Consider the following 16,518-nt stretch of genomic DNA (forward strand, 5'->3'; position numbering starts at 1 on the left):
TCATGCCGACATGGCGGGCACGGTGGGGGTGGCGGCGTTGGTGCCCAGCGCCAGCGGCACCTTGAAGGCCTCCCTGTGCTGATCGCAAAACCGTCCACCCGCTCGGACTGTCTCCTCGCAGGTGCCTGCGCCAGCGTGCTCCTGGGCTCCATCGTCTGACCGAGACACCGTCCCCGTGTGGTCAGGCACCATTGCGTACGAGCTTGACCAGCAGTTCGGTATCCCGCAGATCAGGCAGGACCACCTCTGCGCCCGCACTGCGGAGGGCGGCCTGGTCGCTTCGGCCGGTGGCGACGGCGATCGCGCGCACTCCATTGGCCTGGGCTCCCTCGATGTCCGCCGGAGTGTCCCCGATCAGCACGGCGGCGCCCGCGGTCGTGTGGGCGCGCTCCAGGGACAGGCCGACGAGGTCGGCGCGCACGTCGCGGTCTTCCCCGTAGGCGCCCAACTCCCACAGGACCGGGGCGTCCAGGCCGAACACCTGCAGCTTGAGCTCGGCAACGGCACGGATGTTCCCCGAGACCACGGTCTGCCGTACGCCCGCGTCGGCGAGCGCGTTGAGGGCCGCGGCCGCGCCCGGCAGCGCATGGCCGCGCTCCCGGAGCTCGGCGGCACGTTCCAGATGTGCCGCCGCCAGGGCCTGGGCGAACCGCTCGAAGTCCGCGCGGTCTGTGGTCAGTCCGTGGAGCTTCGCTGTCTCACGGAAGATCACCGGCTCGGTGATGCCGTCGATGCGCGCCTGCTGGCGCATCGGCTGCCCGGTTGTCTTCAGGAACGCGGAGGCAGACAGTTCGCGGCCCAGACCGCGTGTGTCGATGAGGGTGTGGTCGACGTCCCACAGGACCAGTCCGGTCATTCGGCGCCCTCCCCAACTGCCCAGCCTGACTGGGTTACAGCGTGTCACCGGAATATGAGCGGACCGTAGGTGCCGACCCTGTCCCAGCCTCTACGCTGACGCCACACGAACGGACCGGGAAAGGGGGCGCCGGAGTGACATCACCGTCGCCGAACCTGTCCGTGGGCCGCACCATCCGCCGCTACCGGCAGCAGAAGGGCGACCGGCCGGTCGCTTCAGTCGCTGGGCTGTGTGGGATCACTCCGCGCTATCTGCACATGATCGAGGAGGGGAAGAAGGTCCCGTCGCTCGACGTGCTCGACCGGATCGCCGCAGTGTTGGGCGTTCCCCTGGCCGCGCTGCTGGCCGGGGAACCGATCGACCACCCCTCGACCCCGGTCAGTGCGGCGCCGGCAGTTGCCCGGGCATTGCTGGGATCCACCCGTGAGCCTGGGCCTGGTGTGATGGATGCAGTGCGGTTGCGGGAGCGTGTCGAGCGGGCCTGGCACTCCTGGCAGACCTCGAAGGATCGCTTCACCCAGGCGGCCGACCACTTACCGGGGCTGATCACGGACGTGGACGACGCCGTACGACGCCACCGGCACGGCAACGATCCCCGGGCACGGCGTGAGGTATTGCGCGTGGCCGCCGATCTGTACGGGCTGCTGCGTTCGTACTGCCGCAGGGTCGGCCGGCTCGACCTCGCCCTTGTGGTCGCCGACCGGGCCATGCAGGCCGCCGAAGAGGCCGACGATCCCGTGCGCCGGGCCGCAGCGTCGTGGAACCTGGGCCACGTCCTGCTCGCCCACAACGAACCCGACGCGGTGGAGGAAGCCAAGGAGATCGCGCTCCAGGCCGTCGCACACCTGCACACCCTCCCGGCAAGCACCGCATCCCAGGCCGTCGAAGGAGCTCTCGAACTGGTCGCAGTCGTCTCCGACGCCCGGCGCTGCAACTGGCCGCAAGCTCGCCGGCGCCTGGAACAGCGGGCCCTCCCGCTCGCCCGGACCGCAGGGGAAGGCAACATCCAGTGGACGGTGTTCGGCCCCACCAACGTGACGCTGCACGCGATGAGCATCGAGATGCTCGCCGGGCCCAGCCGGGAGCGGCAGTTCACCTTCGGACTCGAGGTCGCCCGCTGCTACCACCTACGCCGCGACGACGCGGCCGTCCTCGTGCACCTGCTCAGCCTGGAAGACCTCGCCCCCGAGGACCTCTCCCGCAGCCCCGCGGCCCGGACCATGGTCCAGGACCTGCAACTGCGCGTACGCCCCGCATTCCGCCGCAAGGTCGACGACCTCGCCACCCGCCTCCAGCTCGCCTGAGGACGGCGCAATGCGGAAGACGCGGCGGGACACCATCCTCGCCCTGGACTCTGAGCTGACCAGCGAACCCGGATCTGGCTATGCCGGTACCGAGGCGGTCCACTGCGGCCAGAACGCGACTCCTGGTTCCTTGACCCTGGTGTGCCGGATGCCGCGTCGGCACCCTCCGGATTCTCGATGCGGGTAACGCGTTCGCAGTGACACTGCGCCCAGTAGGCGGACCGTTGCTAATCGGCTCACCGGCCGCAACGATGGACGCAATCCAAACCGTGTGAGTCACCTAGTTTGGAACCGGGGCTGTGGACAGCGCCTCATGCTCCGTGTCGCCTGGACATGCAATCGCAAGGGATCGACCAACCATCACCGATGCCCTTACTGGGGAGAGGGGGCCCACGTTTTGCGAACTGTCAGTTCGCCCACGGCGCCCTGCCCGGCTCTACCTTCACGTGAGCCACGGGTGGAGGAGGCAACCGTATGGGCTGCGACGGGACGGCTCGGGCGAGCGCGTGTGACACGGCTGCGGCCGACGGAGTCGACGTCATCACGGTCTGCCGGTTTCTCGCGCTGCAGGCGATGGAGCGGCTGACTGCGCCGGGCGCGGTCAGCGTGAATCCATTGCCTGGCGCTCCCACCTTGTCTTTTCTCGTCTCCGCGGATGCCGTCAGTTGGTGGCCGTCCCACTCCGGCGTTCGCGGATCCTGTACGGAGGTGGTGTTGCCACCGGACGGCAAGGAGGCGCCGCCCGGGCCGTATTGGCTGATTGGGCGATCGCAGGGACTGACGTCCGTGGCCGCGCTGCGGGCGGCGCTGGAGGCCGTGGCGCGACGATGGCCGGAGCGGGAGGCGGGGCCTGCCGCTCTGGTGCGCGAGCTGTGGGTTCCGCATGGCGCGCGCTCTGCGGCGTCCGGACAGAACCGGATTCCCCGTGGCAGGGGCTGGTGAGATCGTGGCGCCCGGTACGGCGCTACCGGGCGTCCACTCCGAATTCGTACGCCACTTCCCAGCGGGCGTCGGGGACGGTGATGTCGGCGGTTTCCACTGCCCGGCCGTCGCCGTCKTAGTAGGTCCGCTCGATGACGAGGACCAGGTCCCCGCGGCCGATGCCGAGAAGGTTGGCCTGCTCCTGGGTGGCCCGGCCGGGGCGGGGGACTTCGAGTGCGGTGGCGATGTCGACGCCGATGGAGCGCATCCGCTCGACGACGCCCTTGCCGGCGAGGGGGCCCATCTCGGGCAGCAGGATGGGGGTGTCGCCCGTGATCGACATCGGTTCCCAGGACACGGAGAGCTGAGCGGGCTGCGTGTCGGCGAGGAACTCGTAGCTGGTGCGGACGCACGGGTCGCCGGGCTCGATACCCAGCCGTTGGGCGATGTCGTGCGGGGCGGGTGTGCGGGCTTCGGAGTGGGCCTCCCAGGTTCCCGCGCGGCCGAGTTCGGCCATGTCCGCGCGGAAGGGGCTGCCGCGGCGGCGTTCGCGGTGCCGGGAGCGGATCATGCGGCGGCGCTCGCGTGGTTCGGCGACGAAGGTGCCGGATCCGGCGCGGCCCTGCAGACGGCCCTCGGCGATGAGGCGTTCCACGGCCTTCTGCATGACGTTGGGGCCGACCTCGTAGTACTCGGCGAGCCGTGCGCGGGAGGGGAGTCTTTCTCCAACTCCCCATTCGCCGCTGTCGAGTCGGCGGCGCAGGGCGTTGGCGACGGCCTCGTGCTGCGGCGGCTCCTCGTTGCCCATGCAAGGACTCCGTACTGGTCAGCGGCTCCCAGATGCCCGGGTTCGGGCGACTCGATTGACAAGTTAATGCATCAGGTCCAAGCTAATGCATTAAATCTACGCTACGTAGTCAATCGTACGCGGGGGAACTCCGTGAAGTCGCCGAACGCCCAGGCCACCGCCATCCTTTCGATGCTCAGGGCGCTCGGCACAAGTCCGGTGGAGAACCGGACGGACGGCTGCGTCCGGATCGAGGCCCAGGTGCCAGCCACCATCAGCGAAGACCTCCTGGCGGACCTCTTCCGCCTTCTCCAGCACGCATCGGACCGCTACGGACACGACCTACGTAAAAATGGCACATCAGTCATATGGGCTGAGATCGACGCTGAGGAGCAGGTCGAGCAGATCGCCCTCCCGCCCACCTGCAGCATCGTCGGCGGCCCCACCCGCGAGGCACACGTCGCGCTCTACACCTGCGCCGGCGACACAGAGTCCGCCACCCGAACGCTGGCCACCCTGCACACCTTCGCCGCCGCCCAGGGCTGGACGGCCGTCCACGAGGCGCACGACCTGGCCCCGCTCACGACCCAACGCCGCGGCCGGACCGGCTGGCGCACCATCGAACGCGCTCTGACCGACGGCAGCGCCACAGGGCTCGTCGCCCAGACCGAGCAGGAAATCGCCAGCCGCCCCGCAGACCGCGCCTCACTGCGCACCTGGATCACCGACCTCGAGGCGTTCGCCGTGTACACCGGTGCGCCCTCACTCGTCGGGTCCGCCGCCGTGTGGTCCGGCACCTACGACCTTGTTCCGGACAGCGTGCGCCAGTTGAAAGTGACGGCCCGCGTGCGTCTGACCCTGCGGCGGTGGCCTGGCGACGTCGACTCCGCCGTCGAGGTCCTCGCCCGCCTCGCCTTCAACGCTGTTGCACACGCCCAGCCCGGCAGCCGGGCCCCAGCCCAGATGCACGTCCACCTCTCCGTCACCGATGAGGGAGACCTGCTCATCGACGTCGAGGACCCCAACCCGTCCTTCCCTGACGCGCAGGCGGCCCTGAACGGAGAGCGAGGCCGTGGTCTGCGCGACGCCCTGGCCTTCGGTGCAGAACTGAGGTACTTCCTCGCCTCCGACGGCCTCAGCAAGACGGTTCGCGCCGTCCTCTCGCCGGGGGAGGGCCTCGCATGACCGGCCGCGCGCGCAACTGGCACGAGCGGGCATCCCCGTCTCCCGAAGACAGTGCCGGTCGCGCCTTTCTTCATCCCCGCCCACCCGAGACCCGCAGATCGCCCCGCACATGCTGCCCATCCTCCCGATAAGCCCACCCGGGAAACCTGTCAGGAATCCATCACATGAGCGTGCACCACACGCCAGGCACCTGGACCGTGCGGGAGCTGCTGCCCGTGCACTGGACCACGTTGCGGCGCGTTCCGCCCCACCGGCAGCCATCGAAGCCCTCGCTGCTGCCCGCACCGGACAGGCCGAAGACACGGCCGTACTTCAGCGTGGTCTGGCAGCTGCCGGGACGAACGGACGCCACCCCCGCCAGGGCCCGACGCCTGCTGACAGAAACCTGCCGTGTGTGGCACATCCCGCGCCTGGTCACGGAAGACCTGAAGCTGATCGTCTCGGAGCTCACGACCAACGCGGTCGTGCACGCGCCCGGCGAACGCGTAACCGTGGGTCTGACCCTTACCGCCGACAGCACATGGGTCTTCTGCGCCGATCAGGGTCCGCGCAGGCCCATGCATCCCGGCCACACGGATACGGACCATGAACACGGGCGCGGGCTGATCCTCGTCGACGCGCTGGCCAGCCGCTACACGGTCACCTCCTGCGGCCCAGGCACGGCCGTAGCGGCATGCATCCCGCTGCCCGCATGCACAGCCGACCACGTCCACACCCCCGAAGGCACTGTCGCCGCTGCCCCTACCGAGGAATCGCCTGATGCCCCACATAGCCATTGAGCACGCAGGGGCGGCCCCCTGGACGCACGCGACCGGCCCGGCCGGACAACCGCGCGGTGCCCACGGGCAGCCCTCCACTCTGGCCGACATGCTGCCGGCCGCCCATATGGCCTCACGCCCCGTGGACGTGGAGGTCGGAGCGGATTTCGACATCGTTGTACTGCCCGAGGAGCAGGCCCGGCGGACCGTCGACCTGCTCGCGCACCGTCGCCCTCACCCCGTCGGCGCAGCCGTATCACGGCCGGGGGAGTGGGTGCTGTTCCTTCCGCCCCGCTCCGGTCTCGGCACGCACTGGCGCAGGCCCGCCACTCACTACGACAGCGGCACGCTCCAGGTCCCGCCCGTCCTCACGGCCTGCGACCACCTGCGGTGGGCCCGCCTGGGCAATGCCGGCCGAGGCGGCCGCTTCTACACCGCTCCCCTGATGGTGCATCCCCTCCTGCCGCTCCTCAGGTGACGTCCCCCTTCCCCCATCCATCTGCCGTCCTTCCGTCACGAGGATCTGATGACCCTGATACCTGACGCGCTGCTGTGGGCGCCGTCTGCTGGCTTCGCCGCTGCAAGTGGGGCCGCACTCTTCTTCCGGGCCCGGTGGCGGGCCGCCGACACCCAAATCGCCCAAGCCGCACAGCAGGCCGCCGACGCCGCCCAGCAGGTCGCCGCACGGGACGAGGAGGCCCGCCACCTCGCCACATCCCAGCTGCCCGCCCTGGTCTACGCGCTGCAGAACGGCACCCCGCCCTCGCACGGCACGCTGCTGCACCAGGACCTGGCCCACACCGAGACCGCGGCCGCGCACGAATCGGTCCTCAACCAGGTCGCTCAGCTCCTGGTCGACACCTCCAGCAAGGCCGAGTCAGCCACCCGGGCCGCGGTCCTCGCCTGCGTCCGCTCCGTGCAGGCCCTGGTGTACGAGCAGCAAGGCGGCATCACCCGCCTCCTCGACGAGGAAGACGACCCGAAAGTCCTGGCCCTGGTCCAGCCCATCGACCACGCCGGCAGCCAGCTGGAGCGCCGCCTGCAGATCCTCGGCGTGATCGCAGGCATGTGGCCCGGACGGCAGCGAGAAGACGTCCCGCTGCTGGACGCCGTCCGCGGTGCCATGTCCCGCATCCGCGACTACACCCGCGTCAAAGCACCCAGGAGCTCCAACCACTACGTGGCCAGCCGGTTCGTCGAGCCCGTCGTCCTGGCCGTGGCCGAGCTCCTCGACAACGCGGCCCGCCACAGCCCCCCGTCCACGCCGGTAGAGGTCAAGTTCGTCGAGGTGCACCAGGGCGTCAGCATCGAGATCCACGACGCCGGGGCCGGCATGTCCCTCGAAGCCAGGCAGGAGGCCGCGCGGCGCCTGTCCGGACAGCACCCGGTCCGGCTGACCGAGCTGCGCACTCCACCCAGCTTCGGGCTCCTCGGCGTCGGCGAGCTCGTCAAGGAGTACGGCTTCCGCGTCTGGCTCGACGAAGACCACTCCGTCCACGGCGGCGTGCGCGCGGTGGTCTTCCTGCCGCACTCGGTGCTGGCCACCCCCCCGGCCCACACCGAACCGGCCTCGCCGCCACCGCAGACGGCAAACACGGCCCCGCACGTGGACACCCGCCCGATCACCGCCGCGGGCGAGTACGAGATCGCCGACGACGGGCTCGCCAAACGCAACAGCCGCCAGCCCACCGGAAATCAGGGCTCACACCCAGCCCGCCGGAGACTGCCCCGCGCCGAGCCGCCGCCCTCGAACTTCGGGAACGGCCTTGCCGCGTTCGTCCAGGCCACCCGCACCGTCCACACGGACGCCGACACCCAGCAGATGTCCACCCTTTCCCCCACGAGTGAGGAGTCCCCCCGATGACTGCATCCCGCCCCAACGTGGCCTGGATCCTCGACGAGCTGACCACCGTCGACCACGCCCGGCACGCACTGCTGCTGTCTGCCGACGGCCTGGCGGTCGCCTACTCCAAAGACTGCGACAAGGACCTCGGCGACCAGATCGCAGCGGCCGTATCCGGCCTCCAGTCCCTCAGCCGCGCCGGCGGCGCCTTCGTCAGCGACGAAGGCAACACCCCCTGGCAGCAGACCATGGTGCAGTACCGGGACGGCTTCCTGTTCCTCATCGCCGGAGGACATGGCGCCCACCTGGTGGCGTCGGCCGGTATCGACGTGAAGATCGAAGCGCTCTCGTACAAGATGGCCGACGTCGTCAAGCGGCTCCCCGAGGCCCTGGCCGTTGCACAACGCGAGCACTCCCAGCAGGGATGAAGGCCCCCCGACGGGGCAGTGACCGGCTGGTTCGGACCTTCGTGGTCACCGGCGGCCGGCGACTGCCCAGCCGCAACACGTTCGATCACATTCTGCTGATCAGCCTCTCGCCCTCGGCTGTCCACCTCAGCCGGGGCGACCTCAACCACGAGCACAACGCGATCCTCGACATCCTCGCGCACAGCGCGCAGTCCGTCGCCGAACTCAGCGCGCTGCTGCGGCTGCCGCTGAGCGTGATCCGCATCCTGCTCGCCGACCTCATGGACTCCGGCCACATCAGCACCGGGCGCAGCATCCTCGACGCCCCGGAAAACGTGCCCGACCGAGAAACGATGGAGGCAGTCCTTGCCGGACTACGTCGGCTCTGACCCTGACCCCGGATCGGGGCTGCGCGGGGACGAGACCACTCGAAAGATCCTGATCGTCGGACACATGGGCGCCGGTAAAACGACCATGATCGACTCAATCTCCGAGATCGAGCCGGTGCGGACCGAGGAGACGATGACGGACGCGGGCGCCCACGTCGACCGCGCCGACCTCCCCGACAAGAAGACCACGACCGTGGCCATGGACTTCGGCCGCATCCGCCTCAGCAACCACCTCGTCCTCTACCTGTTCGGCGCCCCCGGCCAGGAACGCTTCTTCAACATCCTCGAAGACCTGGCCCACGGCGCGCTGGGCGCACTCGTGCTGTGCGACCCGCGCCACCTGGCGGACACCTACCCGATCCTCGAACTCGTCGAGGAACTCGGCCTGACCTACACGATCGCCATCAACCAGTTCGACGGCGCACCCCGCTACACCGAAAAGCGGCTGCGCGAGGTGATGGACCTCGCTCCCGACACCCCGCTCGTGTTCTGCGACGCCCGCTCACGCGTCAGCACCCGCGATGCGCTGATCGTCCTCGTCCAGGACCTCCTCACCAGACTCCCGGAGCCCGCGCGATGACCCACCACGCCCAGCAAAGCGCCGGGCAGTGCCCGGCCCCCCAGCCGCCCGTCGACCCCAGCCGTCCGCTGCCCATCTTCGGGCCGGCGTTCAGCGCCAACCCCCACGCGACCTACGAGCAACTGCGGGCCCAAGCCCCGGTAGCCCCCGTCGAGTTCGACCGCAACCAGTGGGGATACCTCGCCGTCACCTACCGCGCCGCCCTGCACCTCCTGCGCAACAACCCGGGCCGCTTCCACAAAGACCCCCACCACTGGGAGGCGCTGCGCCGCGGGCAGGTCCCGCCCGACAGCCCAGCCCTGATGATGATGGCGCCGCGCGACAACGCCCTGTGGAAAGACGGACCCGAGTACCTGCGACTGCGCGGGGCCATCACGGCAGCGCTCAGACAGGTCGACACCCACCAACTCGCCCACACCGTCAGGGAGATCGCCGACCAGCTGATCGACGCGTTCGCGTCCGTCGGCACAGCCGATCTGGTGAGGCAGTACTGCGACCCCCTGCCCACGCTCACGGTCAACTCGCTCTACGGCTCCCCACCCGCACTCAGCGAGGAGATCGTCCACACGGTCACCCGCCTGTTCCTCGCCGGACCCGATGCCGCCGAGGCCAACGCCGCGCTGGAGCGGGCGTGCCTGGCCCTGACCCGCCACAAGCGGGCCTACCCGGGCCGGGACGTCGTCAGTTCGCTGATCGCCGCAGGGCTGACCGACGACGAGATGGTGCCCACCCTCATCCTGCTGTTCGGCGCGGCCGGACCGCCGCCCGCCAAACTCATCGCGTCCGGGCTGCGCCGCATCCTCACCGACGATTCGTTCGCGGGCGACGTCCACACCGGTGTGCGGCCAGTGACCGCTGCCCTCGACGACGTGCTGTGGAACGAGCCACCCGTCCCGAACTACTGCCCCCTGTATGCCAACGGCGTCCAGGAGGTCGAAGGGGTGCGGCTTCAGCCCGGCTTCCCGATCCTGATCAGCTTCGCCGCAGCCAACGCGGACCCCTCCCTCACCCTCGGCCTGCCGCCCGAGGCCCGCACCGGTAACCGCGGACACCTCAGCTTCTCTGCCGGGGCGCACGCCTGCGCCGCCCCCGACCTGGCCCGGATCATCTGCGAGACCGGGGTGGAGCGGGCCCTTGACCGCCTGCCCGGCCTCGCTCTGGCCGTCCCCGCCGACCAACTTCCCTCGCTGCCCGGCCCGTTCATCGCCGGCCCCGCCACGCTGCCCGTCCATTTCCAGCGCGGCACCCCCCACCCCAACCGAACCGGAAGGACCGCAGCAGCATGACCACCCCCACTACCCCCACCACCTCCGCGCCCTCCACCTCCTCCGATCGCTGGCACTACCTCCTCGACCCGACCGGAAGCGACATCCACGGCGAGACCGCCGCCCTGCGCGAGGCCGGACCCGCCGTCCGCGTCATCCTTCCCGGCGGCATCCCCGCCTGGACGGTCACCGACCCCGACCTCATCCGGCGTCTCCTCTCCCACCCCAAAATCAGCAAGGACGCCTACCAGCACTGGCCGGCCTACATCCGCCACGAGATCCCCGCCGACTGGCCGCTGCGGATCTGGGTCGACGTCCGCAACGCCCTGACCGCGTACGGCGAGGAACACAAGCGGCTGCGCCGCCCCCTGGCGTCCGCGTTCAGCACGCGCCGAGTCCGCGCCCTGGCCTCTCAGATCGCCGACATCACCCGCACTCTTCTCGACGAGCTCACTGTCGCGGGCCCCGACGACGTGGTGGACCTGCGGGCCCGGTTCGCGTGGCGGCTGCCCCTCCAGTCGGTCAACCTGATACTCGGCGTCCCTGACGAATTCCACGACGACTTCCGGGACTCGGTCGGCGCACTGTTCATCACCACGACCAGTCCCGAAGAGGGCCAGGCCGCGATGGTCCGCATCTACGAGCTCATCGACAAGCTGATCGGCTACAAGCGGCGAAACCCGGCCGACGACATCACCTCCCAGCTCATCGCCGCTCATGACGCGGGCGAGATCAGCGACACTGAGCTCTCCGACAGCTTCATCCTGCTGATCGGGGCCGGCCACGAGACGACCGTCAACGCGATCGACCACGCGGTGGTCAACCTGGTCACCCACCCCGACCAGCTGGCACTGGCCACGAGCGGAACCACACCGTGGAACCAGGTCGTCGACGAGTGCCTGCGCCATCAGGCGCCCGTCGCCACGATCATCCTCAGGTTCGCGGCCGAGGACGTGACCGACGAGGCCGCCGGCATCACCTTCGCCCGCGGTGACGCCATTGCCATCAACTACGCGGCGGTCGGCCGCGACCGGAACGTGCACGGCGACAGCGCCGACGAATTCGACGTCACCCGGCCCACCACCCGCGAGCATCTCGCGTTCGGCCACGGGGCCCACCTGTGCGTGGGAATGGAACTCGCCCGCATCGAGATCCGCACCGCGCTCCAGGAACTCTTCGCACGGTTCCCGCACCTGAGCCTGGCCGTCGACCCCGACCAGCTGGAACCCCTGCCCAGCATCATCACCAACGGGCACACCCGCCTGCCCGTTCGCCTCGGCCCACCCGCAGCCTGACGGAGGACACCTATGCAGACCGAACGCGACCACTTCACCAACCCGCCCCCGCGCCGCCTGGGAGCGCTGGGCATAATCCGCAACCCCGCCGGCGCCGTACTGATGACCGAGAAGACACGGGACGCCCTCAGGGGCGAGGAGCGCCGGCCCTGGTTCCACCCGGGCGGCTGCGTCGAGGAGAACGAACCCCTCCTCGACGGCCTGGTCCGCAGCGTCACCGCGAAACTCGGCATCACAGTGCAGCCGGGCCGCCTGCTGGCCGTTCACCACATGTACCACCAGCAGCATCCAACGCACCTGTCGGTCGAAGGAGTCAACTTCCTCTTCGACTGCGGTGTCATCGACGAAGGCACGCCCTTCAGGTTCAGCGGCTCCATCAATGGAGCGCGGTGGATGCTCCCGGACGAGCTGGACGAGCAACTGACCCCGTTCACAGCAGCGCGTACCCACGCGGCACTGCGGGCGCTGCACGGCGGTGACGTCGAGGTACTTGCTGGGCATCCCGCGTAGCGCCAGCCAGCTGTCGACTCCGGCAAGCCGCAAGAGCATCCGTGCGCGGCTCCTCCCGTGCATCAGCCGCGCACGGACCCGCCCTGCTGCCGGGCCGGTTGGCTTCGGCCCGGCAGCAGGGCTCCGCCCATCCATTCACGGAGACGCATGAGTACCGTCTGGATCGCCCCCGTGGCCACGATCCTCGTTCCCACCCTCGTGGGCTGCTTCACGGCGTTGCAGATTTCCCGCACCCTCACCCGGACCTGGTCCGTGACCTTCACCAACATGGCCCGCGACCTCGACGAGGCAGCGCAGACGCAGTCCCCCGAGTCCAGGCCCCCAGCGCCCACGCCCCGGGCCCGCGGACGTCACGGCACCCGGCCGTCCAGGAGGCCGCGGTGACCAGCACGCGCGACCAGCGCGACCTCAAGATCGCCACCCTGCTGCGTGCCGGAGCGACCTACGCCCAGGTCAAGGAAAGCCTGAAGACCAGCGACAGGGCCATCAGCCGCGTCCGACGCGCTCACCGCATCCCCCTGCCGCCCGGCCGGGCCAGACGCACGCCCGCCCAGCGCAAAAAGCTCGAAGCGCAAGCCGTGGCCATGCTGCGGGCCGGGGCCTCCCAGCGCGCGATCTACGCGAAACTCAAGGTGGCCCCCAACACCCTCACCCGGCTACGCAAGGAGCACCGCATTCCCGTCCATCGAGAGCGCCACAAGGCCCCGGCAACAGGAAGAGCTGACGCCGCGCAGTGACCGGCAGACCTCCTCCGTCACGCGGACGCTGCTCCGGATGCGTCCACGGGGAGCGGCAGAGTGCGCAGGCGTTCGCGCAGATCTGCCACATGCTCGGCGGGACGGGCGGCGAGCAGCCCCTCCAGGCGCTCCAGCCGGGTGCGGGCGGTGGCACGCAAGCGGCTCGGCGGCACCCGCTCAAGAACGTCCAGGGCGCGCTGGGCGGCATCGGAAGGTTGGTCGGACGCCTCGGCCTGAGCGAGGACCAGGGTGGCGGCGGCCCATCCAGGGGTGCCGGTCGTACAACCGGCCGCGGAAGCCTCAGCGCGAGAGCGGGCCTGTTCGGTGCGGCCCAGCGTGAGGTGCGCCTCAGCTTGGTGCAGGGCAAGTTCAGGCTCGTCGAAGCCGAAACGCCCCGGGGCCTGTCCGGCCGGGTCGGCCTCGAGTTCGCTCAGCGCCACGTCGAGTGCGGCGCTCGCCTCCTGGTCGCGGCCCTGCTGGGCGAGGGTGGGCAGCAGCGCCCAGGCGTGCAGCTGGGCACGGACCAGGCCGGCGGGGGCCGTGGCCGCGCCGCGCTCGGCGTACGCGAGCGCGGCGGTCAGGTTGCCGGTGTGGCGGGCCACCATGCTCTGTGCCCCGTACGCCCACGCCGCCAGCGCCGTGTCACCGCACCGGTTGGCGTACGACACGGCGGTGCCCAGGTGGGTGCGTGCGCCAGCCGGATCGTCGAGGTGGAAGGCCAGGTTGCCCAGCAGTCCCGACAGGCGGCCGACCTGGCGGTGCAGCTCGGTGCCGTCCGTGCCGGCAGCGAGCAGCCCGGCCAGCAGGGTGCGGGCCGCGCGGACCTCCCGGAACAGCACCGGGACGGGGTGCTTGCTGTAGTTGAGGTGGTAGTGGTCGGCGGCGGCTTCGGCGAGTTCGTCCACGAGCGGGCTGCCTTCGGGTTCCGCCAGGAGCGCGAGCTGGAGGGATTCTCTGACCGAGGGGAGCCCAGCATCGGTGGTCATCAGATCCGCCCCCTTCCTGTCGGCCGGATGCGGCTACGTCGGCGTCGTTGCGACCGTATCCGATCAACTCCGCGGTCCACGCCGACAACTGCCGTACACGCGCAACCTTGTGCAGTCCCAGCTGCTCGGGGGTGGACCTGCAGGCGCGGCACAGCATCACTGCGTAGTCCTGCCCGGGCCAGTCCTTGGGGTCGTGTTCCCAGTGGCACAGCGAAGCTTGCGTCGCGTCCGGGACAGACTGGCTGAGCTCGCACGTTGGAAACACCGGCTGCGCAGGGCAGCATCGCCTCATGGTCGACTACGTGCCCTCCCCGGATGAAGTGGCCGCCGCACAGACTCCCAACGGCGGCTGGAGCCGTAAGCAGCTCGCAGCATGGGGGATTCCCTGGCCCCCATCGAGTGGCTGGCGAAGGTACCTGGAGGCGAAGTGGAGGGGCGACGACGTCGGGCCGTTGCCCCGCGAGGAGCCGGACCAAGACACCTTGTTCTGAAAGCTGAGATATGGACGACCCCAACCCCGCGCCGAGGAAAGCCACCGCGCCCGTCTGCTCCCCCAGACGGTCGCCGCCTCGTTGCGTCTCTCGGGCACGACAGAGGTGGACTGGACCATGCCGTTTGGCGGTACACGTCGGCGGCCGCGTAGTCACCGCTTCTGCAGCCCGCTCACGAAGCGGGGACCTGCCGGGCCGCTGGCAAGGCACGGCTTTCGAGCGGAGCCGATAAGGTGCTGTCACCGAACCCCAACATAGGTTATTTAACGGTCGGTTGAGCGGGTATCTACCACCGCACAGGCCGTTCAATCGTGTTGATGATCATGCTGTGGTGAGCAGGCTCTCGGGCTACGTTGCCCCCTGTGACCCCCTCCCCTCTGTCTGAAGCCCCCGACTCCCTGGCCTCACTCAGACTCGCCCTTTTCGGCTCCCGCGCGGAGCAGAACCACGGGCCCTGGAAAGATCTGTTCAGCTCCACCCTCTTCTCCTTCCAAGAGGGGCTGACGCACCAGGAACGCACCGAACTGTCCTATCAGAGGCTCCGCATCGTGAACGAGGCGATCGCCGATCCACGTGCTCTGGTCACCGACGCGACCGCGCTGACGGCCCTGCACGAGTGGGTGGGCGCCGCCGACGCCGGCACGGGCACCATCGCCAGCATCCACTTCAACCTCTTCCTCGGAAGCCTGCTGGACCACGACCACACAGACCGCGACCTCGGCCCGTACTTCCGGATGGAGCGGATCGGCACCTTCCTGTGCACGGAGCATGCGCACGGCAACGACGCCCCCCAGTTGGAGACGACCGCGACCTTCGACCGGGCCACGGGCGGATTCGTGCTGACCACCCCGACGCGGGGGGCACGCAAGTGGATGCCCAACACGTCCTCGGCCGGCGGTCCGAAGGACGCTCTGGTGGCCGCACGCCTGATGATCGACGGCAAGGACCAGGGGGTCTTCCTCTTCCTGACCCCGCTGACCGACGCGAAGGGCCGTCACCTTCCGGGCGTGGAGGTGGAGTTGCTGCCCCAGACGGCCAGCAGCCCCGTCGACCACTGCGCCACTTCCTTCCACGGCGTCCGCCTGCCGCTCACCGCGTTACTCCAGGCCGACCACGGCCGGCTCAGCCCCGACGGGACGTTCACCAGCACCCTGGGCAGCCCCCGAAGGCGGTTCCTGCGCTCCATCGGCCGCGTCACCATGGGCAAGCTGTGCATGAGCGCCTCCAGTCTGGGGGTGACGCGGCACGCCCTGGCCGTCGCCGTGCGCCATGGCCACCAGCGGTTCACCTCCGGGATGACCAGGAAACAGCGAGTGCCGTTGATGGCCCACCGGAGCCACCACGGGCCGCTGATCGAGGCCATGGCCATCACGTATGCGGCCACGCTGTTGCACCGGGCCGCCGTGCGACGGTGGACCGAGGCCGTGGAGACCGAGCGCGCCGACGCCGAGCGTCTGGTGGCCATCGCCAAGGGATGGATCACCTGGCAGGCCCGGCAGGTCATGACGCAATGCCGGGAGCGGTGCGGGGGACACGGGCTGGTCCTGGCGAACGGGATCGCCGGCCAACTGGCCGCCAACGAGGGCACCATCACCGCCGAGGGCGACAACCTCGTCATCTGGATCAAGGCCGCGGGGGAGATGCTGCTGGGCGGCTTCACCCCGCAACCCCCCGGTGAGAAAGCCCCTGCCACCAGGGCTCTGCACGACCCCGTGCACCTGAACGACCTGCTGGCGGACCTGGAGCGCATACGGCACGAGCAGGCCCGCGTGCGGCTGCGCGCCCGTCGCGTCGGCTCGCCCATGGACCGCTGGAACGGCGCCTCCGGCCCGGCCCTGTCCCTGGTCGACGCGCACGTCCACTGGCTGGCTGCGCAGGAACTTCTCACCGAGGCCACGCAGGCCGACGGCCCGCTGGCCGGGCGCCTTCTGCACGACCTGCACCGGTTGTTCGTCCTGCGCTACGTGGCCGCGCACAGCGGCGAGCTGCTCGCGCACGAACGGCTGACCGCCGAGCAAGTCCGTGCGCTGCCCGATGCGGTGGAGGCCACTATCGCGGCCCTGGCCCCGCACGCCCTGATCCTCAGCGAGGCCTTCGCCGTGCCCGGCGAGCTCCTGGACGACCACCCCATGCTGCGCACCGACCCGCCGATGCCCCTCGTCGCATGACCCCGTCCACGCCGGCCTGCGCTGCGGGCGCGCAGG

18 protein-coding genes are annotated in these 16,518 nt (G+C 70.0%); 15 read left to right on the forward strand and 3 right to left on the reverse strand.

Annotated elements, in window-relative coordinates:
- Positions 1–181 precede the first annotated feature (181 nt).
- Positions 182–856, reverse strand: coding sequence for an HAD family hydrolase (locus BFN33_RS37960; RefSeq protein ID WP_069764759.1), 675 nt, complete (start codon positions 854–856; stop codon positions 182–184).
- 134 nt (positions 857–990) lie between these two features.
- Between BFN33_RS37960 and BFN33_RS37965 the strand changes: the two genes are divergently transcribed.
- Together BFN33_RS37965 and BFN33_RS37970 are read left to right on the forward strand one after the other, a co-directional pair.
- Positions 991–2,160 carry a helix-turn-helix domain-containing protein gene (locus BFN33_RS37965; RefSeq protein ID WP_069764760.1) on the forward strand — a complete coding sequence of 390 codons (1,170 nt, stop codon included), beginning with the start codon at positions 991–993 and terminating at the stop codon, positions 2,158–2,160.
- Positions 2,161–2,634: 474 nt separating this feature from the next.
- Positions 2,635–3,102, forward strand: coding sequence for a hypothetical protein (locus BFN33_RS37970; RefSeq protein WP_069764761.1), 468 nt, complete (start codon positions 2,635–2,637; stop codon positions 3,100–3,102).
- A gap of 22 nt (positions 3,103–3,124) precedes the next feature.
- On the opposite strand, the gene BFN33_RS37975 is transcribed toward BFN33_RS37970, so the two are convergent.
- A complete protein-coding gene (locus BFN33_RS37975) occupies positions 3,125–3,889 on the reverse strand; it encodes a GntR family transcriptional regulator (protein ID WP_069764762.1) in 765 nt (254 codons plus the stop codon).
- Between the two features lie 132 nt (positions 3,890–4,021).
- On the opposite strand from BFN33_RS37975, the gene BFN33_RS50555 reads away from it, so the two are divergent.
- From BFN33_RS50555 to BFN33_RS38035, 12 genes are all read left to right on the forward strand, one after another.
- Positions 4,022–5,053 carry a hypothetical protein gene (locus tag BFN33_RS50555; RefSeq protein ID WP_079141216.1) on the forward strand — a complete coding sequence of 344 codons (1,032 nt, stop codon included), beginning with the start codon at positions 4,022–4,024 and terminating at the stop codon, positions 5,051–5,053.
- 164 nt (positions 5,054–5,217) lie between these two features.
- Positions 5,218–5,832, forward strand: coding sequence for an ATP-binding protein (locus BFN33_RS37985; protein ID WP_069764763.1), 615 nt, complete (start codon positions 5,218–5,220; stop codon positions 5,830–5,832).
- The gene (locus BFN33_RS37990; RefSeq protein ID WP_141758027.1) at positions 5,813–6,289 is read left to right on the forward strand and encodes a hypothetical protein; all 477 of its coding nucleotides are present in this window, start codon (positions 5,813–5,815) and stop codon (positions 6,287–6,289) included. Before BFN33_RS37985 ends, BFN33_RS37990 begins: the two co-directional genes overlap by 20 nt.
- Before the next feature lie 48 nt (positions 6,290–6,337).
- A complete protein-coding gene (locus tag BFN33_RS37995; protein WP_069764765.1) occupies positions 6,338–7,675 on the forward strand; it encodes an ATP-binding protein in 1,338 nt (445 codons plus the stop codon).
- Positions 7,672–8,082 carry a roadblock/LC7 domain-containing protein gene (locus BFN33_RS38000; RefSeq protein ID WP_069764766.1) on the forward strand — a complete coding sequence of 137 codons (411 nt, stop codon included), beginning with the start codon at positions 7,672–7,674 and terminating at the stop codon, positions 8,080–8,082. Before BFN33_RS37995 ends, BFN33_RS38000 begins: the two co-directional genes overlap by 4 nt.
- Positions 8,079–8,450 carry a DUF742 domain-containing protein gene (locus BFN33_RS38005; RefSeq protein WP_069764767.1) on the forward strand — a complete coding sequence of 124 codons (372 nt, stop codon included), beginning with the start codon at positions 8,079–8,081 and terminating at the stop codon, positions 8,448–8,450. Before BFN33_RS38000 ends, BFN33_RS38005 begins: the two co-directional genes overlap by 4 nt.
- On the forward strand, positions 8,428–9,030 hold the full coding sequence (locus BFN33_RS38010; protein WP_370743349.1) for an ATP/GTP-binding protein: 603 nt from the start codon (positions 8,428–8,430) through the stop codon (positions 9,028–9,030). The genes BFN33_RS38005 and BFN33_RS38010 overlap by 23 nt, the downstream gene beginning before the upstream one ends.
- On the forward strand, positions 9,027–10,316 hold the full coding sequence (locus tag BFN33_RS38015) for a cytochrome P450 (protein WP_069764768.1): 1,290 nt from the start codon (positions 9,027–9,029) through the stop codon (positions 10,314–10,316). The genes BFN33_RS38010 and BFN33_RS38015 overlap by 4 nt, the downstream gene beginning before the upstream one ends.
- Positions 10,313–11,590, forward strand: a complete 1,278-nt coding sequence (locus tag BFN33_RS38020) for a cytochrome P450 (protein WP_069764769.1) — start codon at positions 10,313–10,315, stop codon at positions 11,588–11,590. Before BFN33_RS38015 ends, BFN33_RS38020 begins: the two co-directional genes overlap by 4 nt.
- 12 nt (positions 11,591–11,602) lie before the next feature.
- A complete protein-coding gene (locus BFN33_RS38025) occupies positions 11,603–12,100 on the forward strand; it encodes an NUDIX domain-containing protein (RefSeq protein ID WP_069764770.1) in 498 nt (165 codons plus the stop codon).
- A 147-nt stretch (positions 12,101–12,247) separates the two neighbouring features.
- Positions 12,248–12,484, forward strand: coding sequence for a hypothetical protein (locus tag BFN33_RS38030; protein WP_069764771.1), 237 nt, complete (start codon positions 12,248–12,250; stop codon positions 12,482–12,484).
- Positions 12,481–12,837, forward strand: a complete 357-nt coding sequence (locus BFN33_RS38035; protein ID WP_069764772.1) for a hypothetical protein — start codon at positions 12,481–12,483, stop codon at positions 12,835–12,837. Before BFN33_RS38030 ends, BFN33_RS38035 begins: the two co-directional genes overlap by 4 nt.
- Positions 12,838–12,854: 17 nt before the next feature.
- Here BFN33_RS38035 and BFN33_RS38040 read toward each other — a convergent pair whose 3' ends face one another.
- On the reverse strand, positions 12,855–13,823 hold the full coding sequence (locus BFN33_RS38040) for a hypothetical protein (protein ID WP_069764773.1): 969 nt from the start codon (positions 13,821–13,823) through the stop codon (positions 12,855–12,857).
- An 853-nt stretch (positions 13,824–14,676) separates the two neighbouring features.
- Between BFN33_RS38040 and BFN33_RS38045 the strand changes: the two genes are divergently transcribed.
- On the forward strand, positions 14,677–16,482 hold the full coding sequence (locus BFN33_RS38045) for an acyl-CoA dehydrogenase (protein WP_069764774.1): 1,806 nt from the start codon (positions 14,677–14,679) through the stop codon (positions 16,480–16,482).
- Positions 16,483–16,518: the final 36 nt, after the last annotated feature.

Source organism: Streptomyces sp. LUP47B (assembly GCF_001746295.1).
Lineage (GTDB): Bacteria > Actinomycetota > Actinomycetes > Streptomycetales > Streptomycetaceae > Streptomyces.

What these genes read in the sequence shown, in the direction of transcription:
- BFN33_RS38000 (WP_069764766.1), top strand. Translation starts at nt 7,672, where the DNA reads ATGACTGCATCCCGCCCCAACGTGGCCTGGATCCTCGACGAGCTGACC.
- BFN33_RS37985 (WP_069764763.1), top strand. Translation starts at nt 5,218, where the DNA reads ATGAGCGTGCACCACACGCCAGGCACCTGGACCGTGCGGGAGCTGCTG.
- BFN33_RS38020 (WP_069764769.1), top strand. Translation starts at nt 10,313, where the DNA reads ATGACCACCCCCACTACCCCCACCACCTCCGCGCCCTCCACCTCCTCC.
- BFN33_RS37995 (WP_069764765.1), top strand. Translation starts at nt 6,338, where the DNA reads ATGACCCTGATACCTGACGCGCTGCTGTGGGCGCCGTCTGCTGGCTTC.
- BFN33_RS37990 (WP_141758027.1), top strand. Translation starts at nt 5,813, where the DNA reads ATGCCCCACATAGCCATTGAGCACGCAGGGGCGGCCCCCTGGACGCAC.
- BFN33_RS38040 (WP_069764773.1), bottom strand. Translation starts at nt 13,823, where the DNA reads ATGACCACCGATGCTGGGCTCCCCTCGGTCAGAGAATCCCTCCAGCTC.
- BFN33_RS38025 (WP_069764770.1), top strand. Translation starts at nt 11,603, where the DNA reads ATGCAGACCGAACGCGACCACTTCACCAACCCGCCCCCGCGCCGCCTG.
- BFN33_RS38030 (WP_069764771.1), top strand. Translation starts at nt 12,248, where the DNA reads ATGAGTACCGTCTGGATCGCCCCCGTGGCCACGATCCTCGTTCCCACC.
- BFN33_RS37960 (WP_069764759.1), bottom strand. Translation starts at nt 856, where the DNA reads ATGACCGGACTGGTCCTGTGGGACGTCGACCACACCCTCATCGACACA.
- BFN33_RS38005 (WP_069764767.1), top strand. Translation starts at nt 8,079, where the DNA reads ATGAAGGCCCCCCGACGGGGCAGTGACCGGCTGGTTCGGACCTTCGTG.
- BFN33_RS37970 (WP_069764761.1), top strand. Translation starts at nt 2,635, where the DNA reads ATGGGCTGCGACGGGACGGCTCGGGCGAGCGCGTGTGACACGGCTGCG.
- BFN33_RS38015 (WP_069764768.1), top strand. Translation starts at nt 9,027, where the DNA reads ATGACCCACCACGCCCAGCAAAGCGCCGGGCAGTGCCCGGCCCCCCAG.